Annotated in this window: 14 protein-coding genes; 13 read left to right on the top strand and 1 reads right to left on the bottom strand. The window is 70.5% G+C overall.

Annotation, left to right across the window (positions count from 1 at the left end; genetic code table 11):
- Nucleotides 1–28: 28 nt before the first annotated feature.
- The 6 genes from REH65_RS03395 to REH65_RS03370 all read left to right on the top strand — a co-directional run bounded on the left by REH65_RS03395 (nucleotide 29) and on the right by REH65_RS03370 (nucleotide 8,719).
- Nucleotides 29–1,522 carry a fumarylacetoacetate hydrolase family protein gene (locus REH65_RS03395; protein ID WP_406691233.1) on the top strand — a complete coding sequence of 498 codons (1,494 nt, stop codon included), beginning with the start codon at nucleotides 29–31 and terminating at the stop codon, nucleotides 1,520–1,522.
- A complete protein-coding gene (gene dapA, locus REH65_RS03390; protein ID WP_406691232.1) occupies nucleotides 1,519–2,472 on the top strand; it encodes a 4-hydroxy-tetrahydrodipicolinate synthase in 954 nt (317 codons plus the stop codon). The genes REH65_RS03395 and dapA overlap by 4 nt, the downstream gene beginning before the upstream one ends.
- A 3-nt stretch (nucleotides 2,473–2,475) precedes the next feature.
- Nucleotides 2,476–3,963 carry a 5-carboxymethyl-2-hydroxymuconate semialdehyde dehydrogenase gene (gene hpaE, locus REH65_RS03385; protein WP_406691231.1) on the top strand — a complete coding sequence of 496 codons (1,488 nt, stop codon included), beginning with the start codon at nucleotides 2,476–2,478 and terminating at the stop codon, nucleotides 3,961–3,963.
- 30 nt (nucleotides 3,964–3,993) lie between these two features.
- A complete protein-coding gene (gene hpaD, locus REH65_RS03380) occupies nucleotides 3,994–5,049 on the top strand; it encodes a 3,4-dihydroxyphenylacetate 2,3-dioxygenase (protein ID WP_406691230.1) in 1,056 nt (351 codons plus the stop codon).
- A 105-nt stretch (nucleotides 5,050–5,154) separates the two neighbouring features.
- Nucleotides 5,155–7,053: an FAD-binding monooxygenase gene (locus REH65_RS03375; protein WP_406691229.1), complete on the top strand. Its 1,899-nt coding sequence runs from the start codon at nucleotides 5,155–5,157 to the stop codon at nucleotides 7,051–7,053.
- Between the two features lie 31 nt (nucleotides 7,054–7,084).
- The gene (locus REH65_RS03370; protein ID WP_406691228.1) at nucleotides 7,085–8,719 is read left to right on the top strand and encodes an amidohydrolase; all 1,635 of its coding nucleotides are present in this window, start codon (nucleotides 7,085–7,087) and stop codon (nucleotides 8,717–8,719) included.
- 187 nt (nucleotides 8,720–8,906) lie between these two features.
- Here the strand turns inward: REH65_RS03370 and acs are convergent, their stop codons facing one another.
- Entirely contained in the window at nucleotides 8,907–10,847 is a 1,941-nt protein-coding gene (acs, locus tag REH65_RS03365; protein ID WP_406691227.1) for an acetate--CoA ligase, read from the bottom strand.
- 208 nt (nucleotides 10,848–11,055) lie between these two features.
- Here acs and REH65_RS03360 point away from each other — a divergent pair, with 208 nt between their 5' ends.
- From REH65_RS03360 to REH65_RS03330, 7 genes are all read left to right on the top strand, one after another.
- Entirely contained in the window at nucleotides 11,056–12,141 is a 1,086-nt protein-coding gene (locus tag REH65_RS03360; RefSeq protein WP_406691226.1) for a sensor histidine kinase, read from the top strand.
- Complete coding sequence (locus REH65_RS03355; RefSeq protein ID WP_406691225.1) at nucleotides 12,138–12,920, top strand: LytR/AlgR family response regulator transcription factor; 783 nt, start codon at nucleotides 12,138–12,140, stop codon at nucleotides 12,918–12,920. Before REH65_RS03360 ends, REH65_RS03355 begins: the two co-directional genes overlap by 4 nt.
- Nucleotides 12,917–13,267 (top strand): hypothetical protein, encoded by a 351-nt coding sequence (locus REH65_RS03350; protein ID WP_406691224.1) that lies wholly within the window; start codon nucleotides 12,917–12,919, stop codon nucleotides 13,265–13,267. Before REH65_RS03355 ends, REH65_RS03350 begins: the two co-directional genes overlap by 4 nt.
- A 3-nt stretch (nucleotides 13,268–13,270) precedes the next feature.
- Nucleotides 13,271–14,944, top strand: coding sequence for a cation acetate symporter (locus REH65_RS03345; protein WP_406691223.1), 1,674 nt, complete (start codon nucleotides 13,271–13,273; stop codon nucleotides 14,942–14,944).
- A gap of 167 nt (nucleotides 14,945–15,111) precedes the next feature.
- Nucleotides 15,112–15,453 (top strand): DUF485 domain-containing protein, encoded by a 342-nt coding sequence (locus REH65_RS03340; protein ID WP_406691222.1) that lies wholly within the window; start codon nucleotides 15,112–15,114, stop codon nucleotides 15,451–15,453.
- Nucleotides 15,454–15,471: 18 nt separating this feature from the next.
- Nucleotides 15,472–17,079: a cation acetate symporter gene (locus REH65_RS03335; protein ID WP_406691221.1), complete on the top strand. Its 1,608-nt coding sequence runs from the start codon at nucleotides 15,472–15,474 to the stop codon at nucleotides 17,077–17,079.
- 222 nt (nucleotides 17,080–17,301) lie between these two features.
- A complete protein-coding gene (locus REH65_RS03330; RefSeq protein ID WP_406691220.1) occupies nucleotides 17,302–18,774 on the top strand; it encodes an FAD-binding protein in 1,473 nt (490 codons plus the stop codon).
- Nucleotides 18,775–18,893: the final 119 nt, after the last annotated feature.

Here is an 18,893-nt window from a genome sequence, read left to right as displayed (position 1 = left end):
CATACGGCATCATATACGATCCGGCGTCATGACGACCGATGCCGTTCGTTCTCCGGCTGACGGCCTCGCACACCACCCGCTCGTCGGGCGGCCGGGCAAGGTCATCGCACTGCACCTCAACTACCCGTCCCGCATCGCCCAGCGCGGGCGCGCGCCCGCCAGACCGTCGTACTTCCTCAAGCCCGTCACGTCGCTGGCCGCCGACGGGGGCAGCGTGGAGCGCCCGCCGGGCGCCGAGCTGCTGGCCTTCGAAGGCGAGATCGCGCTGGTCATCGGCGCGACCGCGCGCCGGGTGTCCCGGGAGGACGCCTGGTCGCACGTCTCGGCCGTCACCGCCGCCAACGACCTCGGCGTCTACGACCTGCGGGCCGCCGACAAGGGTTCCAACCTGCGCTCCAAGGGCGGCGACGGGTTCACCCCGCTGGGGCCCGAGCTGCTCCCGGCCGCGGAGATCGACCCGGCGGGGTTGCGGGTGCGGACCTGGGTCAACGGCGAGCAGGTCCAGGACGACACCTCGGGCACCGTGGTGTTCCCGTTCGCCGAGCTCGTCTCCGACCTCTCCCAGCTGATCACCCTCGAACCCGGCGACGTCGTGCTCACGGGCACTCCGGCGGGCTCCTCGGTGGTCGGGCCGGGTGACGTCGTCGAGGTCGAGGTGGACGAGCCCGCGAGCGGGCGCAGCACCGGCCGCCTGCGCACCACCGTCGTCGAGGGCGCCGAGCCGCTGCCGGAGTTCAGCGCGCAGCCGGCCGTCGACGACCACCAGCGCGCCGAGGCGTGGGGGAGCCGGGAGGCCGCCGGGCTGGAGCCGCTGTTCGAGCTCACCGAGGAGATGCGGGCGAAGCTGGAGAAGGTGGCGGTGGCGACGCTGTCGGCGCAGCTGCGCAAGCGCGGCTACGACCAGCTGTCCATCGACGGCGTGCGCACCAACAAGCCCGGGAGCAAGCTCATCGGTCGGGCCCGCACGCTGCGGTTCGTGCCCGCTCGCGAGGACCTGTTCCGCAGCCACGGCGGCGGGTATAACGCGCAGAAGCGCACCTTCGACTCCCTCGGGCCCGGCGACGTGCTGGTCGTCGAGGCGCGCGGGGAGCGCGGCAGCGGCACCGTCGGTGACATCCTCGCGCTGCGCGCGCAGGTGCGGGGCGCGACCGGCATCGTCACCGACGGGGGCGTGCGCGACCACACCGCGGTCGCGGAGCTGGAGATCCCGACGTTCTCCAACGGCCCGCACCCGGCGGTGCTCGGCCGCAAGCACGTGCCCTGGGACAACGACATCACCGTGGCCTGCGGCGGGGCCACCGTGCAGCCCGGCGACGTCATCGTCGGCGACGACGACGGGGTGCTGGTCATCCCGCCCGCGCTGCTCGGTGACGTGCTCGACGCCGCGATCGAGCAGGAGGCCGAGGAGGAGTGGATCGCCGCCCGCGTCGCCGAAGGCGCGGCCGTGGACGGGCTCTACCCGCTGACCGGCGAGTGGCGTCGCCGCTACGACGCCGAGCGAGCTCAGGAAGGAACACGATGACGAACTGGCGTACGCGACCGGAGGAGCTGACCGGGTCGATCGCTCCGGTGATCACGCCGTTCACCGAGGACGGCGCGGTGGACCACGAGTCGCTGGCGAACCTGGTGAACTGGCAGCTCAAGCAGGGTTCCGACGGGGTGTCCATCGGCGGTTCCACCGGTGAGCCCAGCGCGCAGACCATCGACGAGCGCGCCGACGCGATCCGCACCGTCCTCAAGACCGTCGACGGTCGCGCACCGGTGGTGCCCGGGACCGGATCGGCCAAGCTCGACGAGACGATCGAGCTGACCGGCGCGGCCTACGACGCGGGCGTGGACGCGGCGCTGATCATCACGCCGTACTACGCGCGGCCGACCCAGGAAGCGCTCTACGTCTGGTACAAGACGGTGGCCGAGGAGTACCCGGAGCTGCCGATCATCGCCTACAACGTGCCGAGCCGGACGGCGGTCGAGATCGCGCCGGAGACGGTGGCTCGGCTGCACCGCGATGTGCCGAACTTCGTGGGGATCAAGGAAACCACGAAGGATTTCGAGCACTTCTCCCGCGTCATCAAGGCTTCCGGCCGCGATCTGCTGGTGTGGTCGGGCATCGAGCTGCTGTGCCTGCCGCTGCTGGCGCTGGGCGGAACGGGTTTCGTCAGCGCCACCGCCAACATCGCGCCCGCGGCGACGAAGAGGATGTACGAGGCCTTCCACGCCGGGCGCATGGACGAGGCCCTGGACATCCACTACGGCGTGCACCCGCTGGTGGACCTGATCTTCGTGGAGACCAACCCGGCCCCGGTCAAGTGGGTGCTGTCCGAGCGCGGCCTGATCCGCTCCGGGCACGTGCGCTCGCCGCTGATCACGCCGACCGACGCGGGCAAGGACAAGATCCGCGCGCTGCTCGCCGAGGGCGCCGACTACCTGTCGCCGGTCGAGGACACCGACACGATCGCCGGAGGGAACTGAACCATGCAGCACGTTCCGGAGAACCTGCCCAAGCGCATCCAGCACTTCATCGGCGGTGAGTTCGTCGACAGCCTCGACGGCGACACCTTCGAGGTCCTGGACCCGGTGTCCAACCAGAACTACCTGGAGGCGTCGGCGGGCAAGCAGGCCGACATCGACCGCGCGGTCGCGGTCGCCAAGCAGGCCTTCGACGAGGGCCCGTGGCCGGGGATGCTGCCGCGCGAGCGGGCCCGGATCCTCAACCGCATCGCCGACATCGTCGAGACCCGCAACGAGCGGCTCGCCGAGCTGGAGACCTTCGACACCGGCCTGCCGATCACCCAGGCGCTGGGGCAGGCGAAGCGGGCCGCCGAGAATTTCCGGTTCTTCGCCGACCTCATCGTCGCCCAGGCCGATGACACCTACAAGGTGCCGGGCAAGCAGGTCAACTACGTCAACCGCAAGCCCAAGGGCGTCGCCGGGTTGATCACGCCGTGGAACACGCCGTTCATGCTGGAGAGCTGGAAGTTGGCTCCCGCCTTGGCCTCCGGGTGCACGGTGGTGCTCAAGCCCGCCGAGTTCACACCGCTCTCGGCGGGGCTGTGGCCGGAGATCTTCCGCGAGGCCGGGGTTCCCGACGGGGTGTTCAACATCGTCAACGGCATCGGCGAGGAAGCCGGGGACGCGCTGGTCAAGCACCGCGACGTGCGGCTGATCTCGTTCACCGGCGAATCCGCCACCGGCAGCCTGATCTTCGCCAACGCCGCTCCGACGCTCAAGGGCCTGTCGATGGAGCTCGGCGGCAAGAGCCCGGCCGTGGTGTTCGCCGACGCCGACCTCGACGCGGCGATCGACTCGACGGTGTTCGGCGTGTTCTCGCTCAACGGCGAGCGCTGCACCGCCGGGAGCCGGATCCTGGTGGAGCGGCCGATCTACGACGAGTTCGTGCGCCGCTACGTCGAACGCGCGAAGAACGTCAAGGTCGGCGACCCGCACGACCCGGCGACCGAGGTCGGCGCGCTGGTGCACCCCGAGCACCACGCGAAGGTCACCGAGTACATCGAGATCGGCAAGACCGAGGCGAAACTCGCCGCCGGTGGCGGACGTCCCGAGGGACTTGAGTCGGGCAACTACGTGCAGCCGACGGTGTTCATCGACGTGCCGCCCACCGCGCGGATCTTCCAGGAGGAGATCTTCGGCCCCGTCGTGGCGATCACGCCGTTCGACACCGATGACGAGGCCGTGCGGCTGGCCAACGACGTCAAGTACGGGCTCGCCGCCTACGTGTGGACCTCGAACCTGGAGCGCGCCCACAACGTCGGGCAGCGCATCGACGCCGGGATGGTCTGGCTGAACTCGCACAACGTCCGCGACCTGCGCACCCCCTTCGGCGGTGTCAAGGCCTCCGGATTGGGGCACGAGGGCGGGTACCGGTCGCTGGACTTCTACTCCGACCAGCAGGCCATGCACATCTCGCTGGCCCCCGTGCACACCCCGAAGTTCGGCGCCTGACGCGCCGCGGACGCGAAGGAGCTCTCAACGATGAGTGCCACCACCCCTCCGGACATCGTGCGCTGCGCCTACCTCGACCTGGTCGTCACCGACCTGGCCAGGGCGCGGGAGTTCTACGTCGACGTGCTCGGTCTGACCGTCACCGCCGAGGACGACGAGGCGATCTACCTCCGCACCCTGGAGGAGTTCATCCACCACAACCTGGTGCTGCGCAAGGGGCCGGTCGCCGCCGCGGCGGCCTTCGCCTACCGGGTGCGCACGCCCGAGGACGTGGACCGGGCGGAGGAGTGGTTCGCCGCGCGCGGCTGCCGCACCGAACGCCGGAAGGAGGGCTTCGTCAAGGGCATCGGGGATTCCGTCCGGGTGACAGATCCGCTCGGGTTCCCGTACGAGTTCTTCTACGAGGTCGCCCACGTCGAGCGCCTGGCGTGGCGCTACGACCTGCACACACCGGGTGCGCTGGTGCGGCTGGACCACTTCAACCAGGTCACCCCGGACGTGCCGAAGGGCCGGGAGTACCTGGAGGACTTGGGTTTCCGCGTCACCGAGGACATCAAGGACGACGAGGGAACCACCTACGCGGCGTGGTTGCGGCGCAAGGACACCGTGCACGACACCGCCCTGACCGGCGGTGACGGGCCCCGGCTGCACCACATCGCCTTCGCCACCCACGAGAAGCACAACGTCCTGTCGATCTGCGACAAGCTCGGCGCGCTGCGCATGTCGGACGTGATCGAGCGCGGTCCCGGCAGGCACGGGGTGTCCAACGCCTTCTACCTCTACATCCGCGACCCCGACGGGCACCGGGTGGAGATCTACACCCAGGACTACTACACCGGCGACCCCGACAACCCGACGGTGACCTGGGACGTCCACGACAACCAACGCCGCGACTGGTGGGGCAACCCCGTCGTGCCGTCCTGGTACACCGAAGCCTCACCCGTCCTCGACCTCGACGGCAACCCGCAGCCGCTCCACGAGCGCACCGACAGCAGCGAGATGGCCGTCACCGTCGGCGCCGACGGCTTCTCCTACACCCGCAAGGGCGACGAGGAGCAGGGATTCAAGTTGGGATCGTCGCTCTGAGGTGACGGTTTTAGCCACAACTGTCCATGATCGAAGTCCGTTTCGTCCGGGCAATCATGGCTGGAACCGTCCGCGGCAAGGCTCACGATGAAGTGAGGAGAGATCGTGCAGTTCCACCACCACGGCTACGTCTCCGGTGATCCCCGCGTGCAGCAGGCCTCCGGCACCGGAATCGATCGCCCGCCGGAACTCCCCGACGAGGTCGACGTGCTCATCGTGGGCAGCGGCCCCGCGGGCATGATCGCCGCCGCGCAGCTCGCCCAGTTCCCGCACATCGTCACGCGCGTGGTCGAGCGCCGCGCCGGACGGCTGGAGATCGGGCAGGCCGACGGCATCCAGGCGCGCAGCGTCGAGACCTTCCAGGCGTTCGGGTTCGCCAACCGGATCATCGAGGAGGCCTACCGGATCACCGAGATGTGCTTCTGGGCGCCCGATCCCGAGCACCCGGAGAACATCGTCCGGACCTCCCGCGCCCCCGACGACCCGACGGGGATCAGCGAGTTCCCGCACCTGATCGTCAACCAGGCCCGCGTTCTCGACTACTTCGCCGAGGCCGCCCGCAACGCGCCCGCGCGCCTGGAACCGGACTACGGCTGGGAGTTCGTCACCCTCGACGTCGCCGAGGAGGGGGAGCACCCGGTCACCGTCACGCTGCGGCGCAGCGCGGGGGAGGGCGAGGGCGAGCAGCGGACCATCCGCGCCAAGTACGTGATCGGCTGCGACGGTGCTCGCAGCCGGGTGCGCGAGGCGATCGGCCGCGAGCTCGTCGGCGACCAGGCCAATCACGCCTGGGGCGTGATGGACGTGCTGGCCGAGACCGATTTCCCCGACATCCGCACCAAGTGCGCCATCCAGTCCCACGACGGCGGCAGCATCCTGCACATCCCGCGCGAGGGCAACCACCTGTTCCGGATGTACGTCGACCTGGGCGAGGTCTCCGCCGACGACCACGGCAAGGTCCGCGAGACCACCCAGGAGGAGGTGGAGGCCCGCGCCAACCGCATCCTGCACCCGTACACGTTGACGGTGAAGCACGTGGGCTGGCGCAGCGTCTACGAGGTCGGGCACCGGCTGGCCGACAAGTTCGACGACGTCCCGGCCGAGCTCGTGGGCACCCGCACGCCGCGGGTGTTCATCACCGGCGACGCCTGCCACACCCACAGCGCCAAGGCCGGCCAGGGCATGAACGTGTCCATCCAGGACGGCTGGAACATCGCCTGGAAACTGGGGCACGTCCTCGACGGCCGCGCTCCGGAGTCGCTGCTGGACACCTATTCGGCCGAGCGGCAGGTCATCGCGCAGAACTTGATCGACTTCGACCGCGAGTGGTCGAGCATGATGGCGGCCAAGCCCGAGGAGCTGGGCGACCCGACGGCCCTGGCGGACTTCTACGTCAAGACCGCCGAGTTCCCGGCCGGTCTGATGACGCGGTACGAGCCGTCGCTGATTACCGGCGAGACCGCGCATCAGGACCGGGCGGCCGGGTTCCCGATCGGCAAGCGCTTCAAGTCGCACCCGGTCACCCGGGTCTGCGACGCGAACCCGGTGCACCTCGGTCACCACCACCGCGCCGACGGGCGCTGGCGGATCTACGTCTTCGCCGATCGTCCGGTCCCCGGAAGTCCTTCGAGGACGACCGAATTCGCCGAGTGGATCACCACCTCGCCGCAGTCGCCCGTGGTGGCCCACACGCCGGAAGGTCTCGACGTGGACGCCTGGTTCGACGTGAAGGTGATCTACCAGCAGGACCACGCCGAGTTCGACCTCGGCTCGGTTCCGCCCGCGTTCCTGCCGAAGGTCGGCCCGTACCAGTGCGTCGACTACGAGAAGGTCTACGCCGCCGACCCGGCCGACGACATCTTCGAAGCCCGGGGCGTCCACCGCGACGGCGCCCTCGTCGTCGTCCGGCCCGACCACTACGTATCCCAGGTCCTGCCGCTGGAGGGCACCGACGAGCTAGCGGCGTTCTTCGAGCGGATCCTCGGCGCCCGCGTCAACGCCTGATGCCTGAGACCAGCTTCGGAGAGGACCGAGCATGCCCGCAGACCTCGTCGTGACCGGCGGTCGGATCTGGACCCAGGACCCGGCCAGGCCGTGGGCCGAGGCGCTGGCGGTGCGGGAGGGGAAGATCGTCGCGATCGGATCCGGTGCCGACGTCGAGGCGTTCACCGGCCCGCGGACCCAGGTGCACGACGCCGCCGGCGCGATGCTCATGCCGGGCCTCATCGACGGTCACGTGCACCTCGGCCTGGGCGGGAGCCAGGCCGCGTTCGAGCTGCCGCTGGACGCCACCGACGACCTGGACGCCATTCTCGGCAAGGTCGCCGAGTGGGCGGCGGACCTGGAACCCGACGCCTGGGTGGTCGGCGGCATCGTCGGGAGCACGGTGCTGGACGGGCTCACCACCGCCGCGCTCGCCCGGCTGGACCGCGCCGCAGGAGGCCGACCGGTGCTGCTGCGCGATGACACCATGCACAACCGCTGGGTCAGCTCCCGCGCCCTGGAACTCATGGGCGTCGGTCCCGGTACCGCGGACCCGGACGGCGGCCGCTACGTGCGCGACACCGGTGGCGACCTGACCGGGGTGCTGCACGAGTCGGCCTCGGGGGAGGCGGAGTCGGCTTTCACCAGGTCCATCCCGGACGTGCAGGCGCGGACGGACGCGTCGGTCGCCGTTGCGGTCGACACCCTCAACGCCTACGGGGTGACCTCCGCGCAGGAGGCCGCCACGATGCTCGGGGTCGCTCGGTCGCTCGCGGCTCTCGAAGCCTCCGGCGGGCTCAACGCGCGGGTCGTGCTGTCCATGCCGGTCCGCCCGTTCATCGAGGACGGTGCGGTCGGTGAGGAGCTGGTCGCCGAGGTCGCGGAACTGGCGGGCGACCTGGTCCGCCCGGACTTCGTGAAGATCTTCCTCGACGGCGTTCCGACGACCAGGACGAGCGCGCTGCTCACCCCGTACCGGTGCGCCCACGGCACCGAGCGGGGTGAGATGTACTGGGAACTGGACGATCTGGTCGCCCAGCTGCGGCGGTGCGCCCAACTAGGTCTCGGCGCGAAGGTGCACGCCACGGGAGACGCCTCGGCTCGCCGCGTGCTCGACGCGGCGGAGCGAGTGCGCGAGGACTCCGACCTGCGCCTGCAGCTCGCGCACGCCGAGTTCATCCACGCCGACGACGTGCCGCGGTTCGCGGCGCTCGACGTCGTCGCCGACGTCTCGCCCTACATCTGGTATCCGGGCGTGATCCAGGACAGCATCGCCGAACACGTGCCCCAGGAGATCGTCGAGTCCTCCTGGCCGATGCGAGATCTCCTCGACGGCGGCGCGATCGTCGCCGCGGGCTCGGACTGGCCGTGCGCGGTACCGACACCCGACCCGTGGACGGGCTTGGAAGCGATGGTGACCCGCCGCAACCCGGACGAACGATTCCCCGGCACGCTCAACCCCGCCCAGAAGCTGACGGTGGCGGAAGCCATCACCGCGTTCACCTCGCACCCCGCGGTGGCCCTCGGCCTCGGCGACACCGCCGGGAAGCTGGCCACCGGTTACTCCGCCGACTTCATCGAACTGGACCGCAACCTCTTCGAGATCGACCCGACCGACATCCACGCCACCCGAGTCCGCCGAACCTACTTCGCAGGCCGCCTCGTCCACGAGAACCCGGACGTGTGAACCGGAACTCGCCTGCAGGAGCACCGACGTCGCGTTCCAGCCGAGTGGCGGTCCGATGTGACCGCTCCGCCTGCCGGGTCCGTCGCGGTCATCACCTTCCTCGCCGCCTCCGCTTGCGGGATTTGACCCGGAGCTGAGAACGGGTGGCCGGGCGGGGTTTCCGCTCGGCCACCCGTGTGTGGCGGGGTCAGGACGTCGTGCTGAGGCCCTTGGAGATGAGGTCCATGACCGAGGAGTCGGCCAGCGTGGTGACGTCGCCGACTTCGCGGTTCTCGGCGACGTCGCGGAGCAGGCGGCGCATGATCTTGCCGGAGCGGGTCTTGGGCAGCTCGGGGACGACCATGATCTGGCGCGGTTTGGCGATCGGACCGATCTCGGTGGAGACGTGGTTGCGCAGCGCGGTGAGCGCCGCCTCGCCTCCGGCCGCGTCACCCGCGCCGCCGCGCAGGATGACGAAGGCGACGATGCCCTGACCCGTCGTCGGGTCGCTCGCACCCACGACCGCCGCTTCAGCGACGTCGGGGTGCGACACCAGCGCCGACTCGACCTCGGCCGTCGAGATGCGGTGACCCGACACGTTCATGACGTCGTCCACCCGACCCAGCAGCCAGAGGTCGCCGTCCTCGTCGTACTTCGCGCCATCGCCGGCGAAGTAGTAGCCCTGGTCGGCGAAGCGCGACCAGTAGGTGTCCTTGAACCTCTCCTCGTCGCCCCAGATGCCCCGCAGCATCGACGGCCACGGCCGGTCGAGGACGAGCAACCCGCTCCCGCCCGACTCGACTTCCTCACCCTGCTCGTCGACGACCTTGGCGGAGATGCCGGGCAGTGGTGTCTGCGCCGAACCCGGCTTGGTGGCGGTGACGCCGGGCAGGGGGGAGATCATGATGGCGCCGGTCTCGGTCTGCCACCAGGTGTCGACGATGGGTGTTTGGTCGGAGCCGATGTGCTTGCGGTACCAGATCCAGGCTTCGGGGTTGATGGGTTCACCGACCGAGCCGAGCACTCGCAGGGAGGACAGGTCGTACTGGGCGGGGATCTCGGCGCCCCACTTCATGAAGGTGCGGATCGTGGTGGGGGCGGTGTAGTAGATCGTGACGCCGTACTTCTGCACGATCTCCCAGTGCCGTCCTTCGTGGGGGGCGTTGGGGGTGCCTTCGTAGATCACCTGCGTCGCGCCGTTGGCCAGGGGGCCGTAGACGATGTAGGTGTGGCCGGTGACCCAGCCGATGTCGGCGGTGCACCAGTAGACGTCGGTGTCGGGTTTGAGGTCGAAGACGTGGTGGTGGGTGTAGGCGGCTTGGGTGAGGTAGCCGCCGGAGGTGTGCAGGATGCCCTTGGGTTTTCCGGTGGTGCCGGAGGTGTAGAGGATGAACAGCGGGTGTTCGCTGTCGAAGGCCTCCGGCGTGTGGGTGTCGGGCTGGCGGTCGACGACGTCGTGCCACCACTTGTCGTGGCGGTCGTTCCAGGCGACGTCGGTGCCGGTGCGCTGCACGACCAGGACGTGTTCGATGCTGGGGGCCTCGGCGACGGCCTCGTCGACGTTGGCCTTGAGCGGCATGGCCTTGCCGCGGCGGTATTGGCCGTCGGCGGTGATGACGACCTTGGCTTGGGCGTCGTTGATGCGGGAGCGCAGGGCTTCGGCGGAGAAGCCGCCGAAGACCACCGAGTGCAGGGCGCCGAGGCGGGCGCAGGCCAGCATGGAGAACACGGCCTCGGGCAGCATCGGCAGGTAGATCGCGACCCGGTCGCCCTTGCCGACACCCAGCTCGGCCAGGGCGTTGGCGGTGCGGGAGACCTCGCGTTGGAGTTCGGCGTAGGTGATGGTGCGGGAGTCGCCGGGTTCGCCTTCCCAGTGGATCGCGACGCGGTCGCCGTGGCCTGCTTCGACGTGGCGGTCGGCGCAGTTGTAGGCGACGTTGAGGGTGCCGCCGACGAACCACTTGGCGAAGGGCGCGTCGGACCAGTCCAGGACCTGGTTCCAGCGGGTGTCCCAGGCCAGGCGGTCGGCCTGGTCGGCCCAGAACGCCTCGCGGTCGGCATCAGCGGCCTGGTACAGCGCCGACGTGGCGTTGGCCTGCGCCGCGAACTCCTCAGACGGCGGGTACTGGGCGTGGGCCTCGTTGCTCACGGACACTCCCTGTGCTGCTCGGTGCGTGGTGCTCGACAACGCAACGTAGGCAACTCCCGTGATCTGGGGCACCAGGTTCGCGACCGACCGCCCCGCTGACGCGGCCGAACGTCCCCGCCGCGCGACGAGCGGTTGACGAGCGGTCTCGCCCAGTTCAGCCGTTCGGATTAGCATCCGGACATCCGTCAACGGTGATGTGGAGTGCGCGATGCCGGTCCCGACCAACCGCCTGCCGCAGTCCGGCGCGTGGTTGCCGCGGCGCTCGGACTCCGAGTCGGTGCTGCGCACGGCCCGCCGCCTGGCCGTCAACCTGCGCGCCGGACCCACCGGTCCCGGCGTGCCCAGCGCGCTGCGGGACCTGCGCAAGCTCCTGGCCGTGGACGCGGTCGGCCTCAGCGACCTGTCCGGGGCCCTGCAGTGGTCGGGCGGGGTCAAGGCCGAGGCCGACGCGGTCACCGCCGTCGCCGACGTGCTGCACACCGAGACCCGCAGCGGCCGCCCGCCGCTCGTCGCGATGCCGCTGCTGGTGCACGACGAGCTCGCCGGCGTCCTCGTCGTCGAGGGCGAGGTGCGGATGTCGGCGGTGCGCGAGGCCACCGCCTGGGTCGAGGACGCCCTGGAGCACGGCAAGCTGGAGGACTCCGCCGAGCTCGCCGCCCAGGCCGAGCTGCGCGCCCTGCGCGCCGAGATCTCCCCGCACTTCATGTACAACGCGCTGACCGTGATCGGCTCGCTGGCGCGCTCCGACCCCGAGCGCTCGCACGAGCTGATGCTCGACTTCGCCGAGTTCATCCGCTACGGCCTGGCCCGGCACCGCGACTACACGACCGTCTCCGACGAGTTCCACGCCATCGAGACCTACCTGGCCCTGCAGCGCGCGGTGCTGGGGGAGCGGCTGCGGGTGCAGATCCGCGTCGCCCCCGAGGTGCTGGCCGTGGCGATCCCGTACCTGGTGCTGCAGCCGCTGGTGGAGAACGCCGTGCGGCACGGCCTGGAACCCGGCTTCACCCCCGACTCCGACGACGTCGGCACCGTGCAGGTGCTCGGCGAGGCCGAAGGCGGGGACCTGATCATCAGCGTCGAGGACGACGGCGTCGGCATGGACCCCGCCGAGGCCGAGGCGATCCTGGCCGGGCAGGGGCCCGCCGACTCGGTCGGGCTGGCCAACGTCGACCGGCGGCTGCGCAGCGTCTACGGGGCCTGGTACGGGCTGGTCGTGGAAACCGCCGAGGGAGCGGGCACCCGCGTGGTCGTCCGCGTCCCGCGATTCCATCCGGGAGTGGTGCCGAGTTGAGCGAAGGATTGCGCGCGCTGGCGGTCGACGACCTCTCACCCGCGCTCGACGAGCTGTGCAGGTTGCTGCGCGAAGCTCCCGAGGTCGGGGAGGTCGTGGCCGCCTCGGACTCCCTCAGCGCCCTGCGCACGCTGCAGAGCGACCGGTTCGACGTGGTGTTCCTGGACATCTCCATGCCCGGGCTGGACGGCATGGAGCTCGCGTCGCTGCTGGCGAAGATGAGCGAGCCGCCGGTGATCGTGTTCGTCACCGCCTACGAGCAGCACGCGGTGCGCGCCTACGACGTCGGTGCGGTCGACTACCTGCTCAAACCCGTTCGCGCCGAACGGCTCTCGGCGGCGCTGGACCGGGTGACGCGGCTGCTGTCCGCTGAGGACGTCGTCGCGTCGGTGCCCGCGCAGCAGCCGGACGCGATGGTCGCGCTGCCGGTCGAGACCGCCGGGCGCACCCGCTACGTGCGGCGCAGCGAGGTGCTGTTCGTCGAGGCGCACGGCGACTACGTGCGGCTCAACACCCGCAACGGCGTGCACGTGGTGCGGATGCCGCTGTCGCGGCTCGAGGAGTACTGGGAGGGCGCGGGTTTCGTGCGGGTGCACCGCAGCTTCCTGCTGTCGCTGGCGGCGGTGCGGGAACTGCGCAGCGACTCCGCCGGGGCGCTCAACGCCCACACCGAGGCCGGTGACGTCCCTGTCAGCCGACGGCACGCCCGCGACCTGCGGGAACGGCTGCTGGAGAGCGCCCGCAACGCCGAGCTCACCAACCCGCGAGGACGCGGATGAGCGGTGGTCCCAGGCGCGTCGCGGTCACCAGCCCGCAGACCCGGGTCGCCCACGCCCGCCGCACCCTGCGGCGGCGCTGGCGCGCGCCCCGCCTCGAACCCGGCGAGGAGCTGCGCGCCCGCGCCCTGCACCGGGCGCAGCGCAGGCTCGGCGCGGTGACGCTGCTGCTGCTGTGCGCGCTGGTGTTCGGGCTGCCGCTGGTGTTCACCGCCGCGCCCGTGCTCGACGAGCTTCGGCTGCTGGGCATTCCGGTGTCGTGGTTGATGCTGGTGCTGCTGCCGTTCCCGGCGATGGCGGCACTGGCGCGCTGGCAGCTGCGCGGCGCCGAACGCGTCGAGGAGCGCTGAGGCGTGTTCGTGCTGATCGCGGTCGCGGCGGTGGTGCTGCTGACCCTGCTCATCGGGTTGCGCGGGGTCGCGGCGATGCGCACCACCTCCGACTTCCTGGTCGCTTCCCGGCAGGTGTCGCCGCTGGTCAACGCGGCGGCGGTGTCGGGGGAGTACCTCTCGGCGGCGTCGTTCCTGGGCGTGGCCGGGCTGATGCTGTCCCACGGCGTCGGCGCGCTTTGGTACCCGGTGGGATTCACCGCCGGGTACGTGGCGATGCTGGTGCTGGTGGCCGCCCCGATGCGCCGCTCCGGAGCGCTGACGGTGCCCGACTTCGCCGAGGCCCGCTTCGCCTCCCCGGAGCTGCGGCGGCTCGCCGCTGTGGTGGTGCTGATCATCGGCGGGCTGTACCTGGTGCCGCAGTTCCGCACCGCCGGGCTGGTGCTCAGCGTCGTCAGCGGCACCCCGTACTGGGTGGGCGTGGTCATCGCCGGCGCCGCCGTGTCGATCACGCTGGCGCTGGGCGGGATGCGCGCGGCGACGTACGTGCAGGCGTTCCAGTTCTGCCTCAAGCTCGTGCTGTTCGTGGTGCCCGCGGTGTGGCTGCTGCTGCAGGTGGGTCCGGAGGTGCGGCAGCAGGCGCTGCACCCGGTGCAGTTCACCCACTTCGCCCAGGACACTCCGGTGACCTTCCGGGTCGCCGTCGACCTCGACGTCGCCGAGCCGGTCACGGTGCGCGACCCGGGAGGACGCCCGGTGCCGCTGCACCCGGGCTCGCACGAGATCGAAGCGGGCCGGACGCTGACGTTCCCGGCCGGAGCCGCGGTGCCCGAGATCGACGGCATCGACGTGCCCGGCGGACCGGACTGGCAGCGGCCGCTGCTGGACCTGGAGAACGCCGAGCACCCGCTGCTGGGAACCTGGGCGGTGCTGGTGGCGACGCTGTTCGGCACGATGGGCCTGCCGCACGTCATCGTGCGGTTCCACACCAGCCGCGACGGCCGCGCCGCCCGCCGCGCGGCGGCGATCACCGTGCTGCTGCTGGGCTGCTTCTACCTCTTCCCGGGCATCTACGGCGCGCTGGGCCGGGTGCTGATGCCGCAGCTCTACCTCTCCGGCGTCACCGACTCGGTCGTCGTCGGGCTCCCGGCCCAGGTCGACACGGGGTGGGCCGGGACGTTGTTCACCTCGCTGCTCACCGGTGGTGCGTTCGCCGCGTTCCTGGCGACCTCGCTGGGGTTGCTGCTGGTGGTCTCCGGTGCGATCTCGCACGACCTCACCCCCGGTGGGCTCGGCCAGCTGCGGTGGACGGTGCTGGGCGCGGCCGCGGTGGTGGTGCTGCTGGCGCTGCCCGCGACGCACCTGTCCGCGGGCGTCCTGGTGACCTGGGGCTTCACCGTGGCGGCGGCGACGTTCTGCCCGCTGCTGGTGCTCGGCGTGTGGTGGCCGAGGCTGACCCGCACCGGGGCGCTGTGGGGGATGCTGGTCGGGCTGACCGCGACCTCCGGCGCGATCGCGGCGGCCCTCTTCGGCCCGCCGCTGGCGGGGCTGCTCGCGATCCTCGTCGCCCAGCCGGCCCCGTGGGCGGTGCCGCTGGCCTTCGCCACCATGATCGCGATCTCGCTGCGCGGCAAGACCCCGCCGTGGGCCGAGACCGCCGTGCTGCGCCTGCACCTGGACGAAACCTCGCGTCGCTGACGGTTGACGCGGATGTCACAGGCCGGACAAGAGCGGGACCGCTCGTCGTGGTCGACCGGCCGTTCGTCGACCGTTCGTCCCGGTGGCGCCGTCATCGGTCCCGCACGGCTCCCGCATCGGATGGCGGCTTCCTTAGCGTGGCGCTCCTCACACGTTAGGGAGGATCCGTGAGCACCACCGACTCCGCCAACCCGCCGCCCACCGACGACGTCTGGCACGAAGCGCACGCCAGCGAGGACTTCGCGTTGCTGCGCCGGCGGTTGCGGGCGTTCGTCTTCCCGGTCTCCGCGCTGTTCCTGGTCTGGTACCTGGTCTACGTGCTGCTGGCCGACTACGCGCACGGGTTCATGTCGATCAAGCTCGTGGGCAACATCAACGTCGGCCTGGTGCTGGGCCTGCTGCAGTTCGTGTCCACGTTCGCCATCACCACGATCTACGTGCGCTACGCCAACCGGAACCTGGACCCGGTGGCCGAGCGCGTCCGCGCCCGCGTCGAAGACGCCTCCTGACCCCCACAAGGAGCTGGGATGAACCACCTCGCGCAGGGGTTGCAAGGAAGCAACCCGCTGCTCAACATCGGAATCTTCGCCGCGTTCGTCGTGGTGACGCTGGTCGTCGTGCTGCGCGCCAGCCGCAACACCCGCAGCGCCGCCGACTACTACGCGGGCGGCCGCGCGTTCTCCGGGCCGCAGAACGGGATCGCGATCGCCGGTGACTACCTGTCGGCGGCGTCGTTCCTGGGCATCGTCGGCGCGATCGCGCTCTACGGCTACGACGGGTTCCTGTACTCCATCGGCTTCCTGGTGGCCTGGCTGGTCGCGCTGCTGCTGGTGGCCGAACTGCTGCGCAACACCGGCAAGTACACGATGGGCGACGTGCTGGCGTTCCGGATGCGCCAGCGCCCGGTGCGGGCCGCGGCGGCGACCTCGACGCTGATGGTCAGCTTCTTCTACCTGCTGGCTCAGATGGCCGGTGCGGGCGTGCTGGTCTCGCTGCTGCTGGGTGTCTCCAGCGGCACCGGGCAGGCGTTGGTGATCGGCATCGTCGGCATCATCATGATCGTCTACGTGCTGGTCGGCGGCATGAAGGGCACCACGTGGGTGCAGATCATCAAGGCGGTGCTGCTGATCAGCGGTGCCGCGGTGATGACGGTGTGGACGCTGGCGATGCACGGTTTCGACTTCTCCGGCCTGATGCAGGCCGCCGTGGACCGCGCGTCCTCCGGTGAGAAGCTGCTCAACCCCGGCGCCAAGTACGGCAAGTCGGAGGTCAGCAAGCTGGACTTCCTGTCGCTGGGCATCGCCCTGGTGCTGGGCACCGCGGGTCTGCCGCACGTGCTGATGCGCTTCTACACCGTGCCCACGGCCAAGGAGGCGCGTCGCTCGGTGGTGTGGGCGATCTGGCTGATCGGCCTGTTCTACCTGTTCTCGCTGGTGCTGGGCTACGGCGCGGCGGCCATCGTGGGTCCGGAGGCGATCAAGGCCGCGCCGGGTTCGTCGAACTCCGCGGCGCCGCTGCTGGCCCAGGCGCTGGGCGGGCCGCTGCTGCTCGGGTTCATCGCCGCGGTCGCCTTCGCGACGATCCTCGCGGTGGTCGCGGGTCTGACGATCACCGCGTCGGCGTCGTTCGCGCACGACATCTACGCCAACGTGATCAAGAAGGGCAAGGTCGAGGACAAGGACGCGGAGGTGCGCGTCGCCCGGATCACCGCGGTGGTCATCGGCCTGGTCGCGATCGTGGGCGGCATCCTGGCCCGCAACCAGAACGTGGCGTTCCTGGTGGCGCTGGCGTTCGCGGTGGCGGCCTCGGCGAACCTGCCGACGATCCTGTACTCGCTGTTCTGGAAGCGGTTCAACACCTCGGGCGCGCTGTGGAGCATCTACGGCGGTCTGTCCACGACGGTGGTGCTGATCGTGTTCTCCCCGGCGGTGTCGGGCAGCGAGGAAGCGATGCTGCCGAACGTGGACTTCCACTGGTTCCCGCTGCAGAACCCGGGTCTGGTGTCGATCCCGGCGGCGTTCTTCTTCGGCTGGTTGGGCACGGTGCTGTCCAAGGAGCACCTGGAGGACAAGTACGCCGAGATGGAGGTGCGTTCCCTGACCGGTGCTGGAGCCGAGAAGGCCTCCACGCACTGAGTCACCCGCGACGCGCGGTGGTCCCGGACGTCGGGACCACCGCGCGTCGTCGTGTTCGGGGTGGGGGAAGTTTTCATGAAAACTTCGCGACCCACCCACACGCAGATAGAACATGTTACATTTCGTCTCTGTCTGACTGGCGAGCTTCGAACTCCGCCCGAGGCAAAGGTGATTTGGGGTTGTCGCGCGGTCGGGTGGTCGTGACGGTGTAGCGCGTTCTAGGTGGGTGGACTCGTGGGTGTGGAGATCCCTGATCCGGTGTCGGTCGAGTCGGTGAGCGCCTGGTCCGATGAGGTCGACGTCGTCGTGATCGGTGCCGGGATGGCGGGCGTGAGCGCCGCGCTGGAGGCCCGGTCCGCGGGTGCGAACGTCCTCGTCCTGGACGCCGGTGGCCGCCTGACCTGCACGAGCGCGATGGCAGGCGGGCACTTCTACCTCGGCGGCGGGACCGAGGTGCAGCAGGCGACCGGCTGGGACGACTCGCCCGAGGCGATGGCCGACTACCTCGCCCTGATGTCGCCGGAGTGCGACCCGGCCAAGATCCGCGCCTACGCCGACGACAGCGTCGAGCACTTCCGGTGGCTGGAGTCCCTGGGGTTCGAGTTCAACCGCTCGTTCTACCCGCACAAGGCCGTCGTCCAGCCGGGAACGGAGGGCCTGAGCTTCACCGGCAACGAGAAGTGCCTGGACGTCGCCGACGTCGTCAAACCCGTTCCGCGCGGCCACAAGGTCCCGATCCCGGGCGACACCGGCGGCGCCGGGCTCGTCGTGGGCCTGGCGCTGGACGAGCTCGCCGAGCGAGGGGTCGAAGTCCGCTGGGAGACCGCCGCGACCGCGCTGGTCCTCGACGGCGACCGGGTCGCGGGCGTGACCTGGAAGGACCTCGACGGCGCCGGCGCGATCAAGGCCGGTGCGGTGGTGATCGCCGCGGGCGGCTTCGTGCTCAACCGCGAGATGCTCGAAACCCACGCCCCCGACCTGCTGGCGGTCGAGAGCAACGGCATGGCGCTGGGCAACACCTACGACGACGGCCTGGGCATCCGCATGGGCCAGTCCGTCGGCGGCGTCGCCGACCACCTCGGCGAGGTGTTCCTGACCGGCCCGTTCTACCCGCCGGGCGAGGCGCTGCGCGGCATCGTCGTCAACAAGCTCGGCGAGCGCTTCGTCAACGAGGACTCCTACCACTCCCGCACCTCGGCGTTCGTCTTCGAACAGCCCGACCGGGTGGCCTACCTGATCCTCGACGAGGCCACGATGGTCCAGCCCAGCTACCGCTTCCAGCCGCTGATCGACGGCTGGGACACCGTCGAGGAGATGGAGCGGGCCCTGGGCATCCCGGAAGGCGCCCTCGTCGGCACGCTGAACTCCTACAACGAGAACGCCGCCCGAGGCGAGGACCCGGACTTCCGCAAGGCCCCGGAGCACCTGACCCCGCTCGACCACGGCCCGTGGGGCGCCTACGACCTCACCCCGGGCAAGTGCTTCTACGCCGGGTTCTCCTGCGGCGGACTGCGCGTCACCGTCGACGGACAGCTCCTCCGCCAGGACGGCACGACCGTCCCCGGCGCCTACGCGGCCGGAGCCTGCGCCTCCAACATCGCCGTCGACGGCAAGGGCTACGCCTCGGGAATCCAACTCGGAGAAGCCTCCTACTTCGGCCGCAGAGCAGGCCGCACCGCGGCTCGGCAGGCCTGACCGCCGGGGTTTGCGCGCCCCTGACCGGGGATACCCCCGGTTGAAAGGGGGGAGTACTTCGGAACGGTCGCGCCGGTCAGCACGGACGCTCTCGCGTCCCCGGTGGGCCGCCCCGAGCG

The sequence above is a fragment of the Saccharopolyspora sp. ID03-671 genome (genome assembly GCF_045278815.1).
GTDB lineage: Bacteria > Actinomycetota > Actinomycetes > Mycobacteriales > Pseudonocardiaceae > Saccharopolyspora > Saccharopolyspora ipomoeae.
The sequence above is the reverse complement of the archived record's forward strand: the minus strand, read 5'-3'. Positions and strand labels throughout refer to the sequence as shown.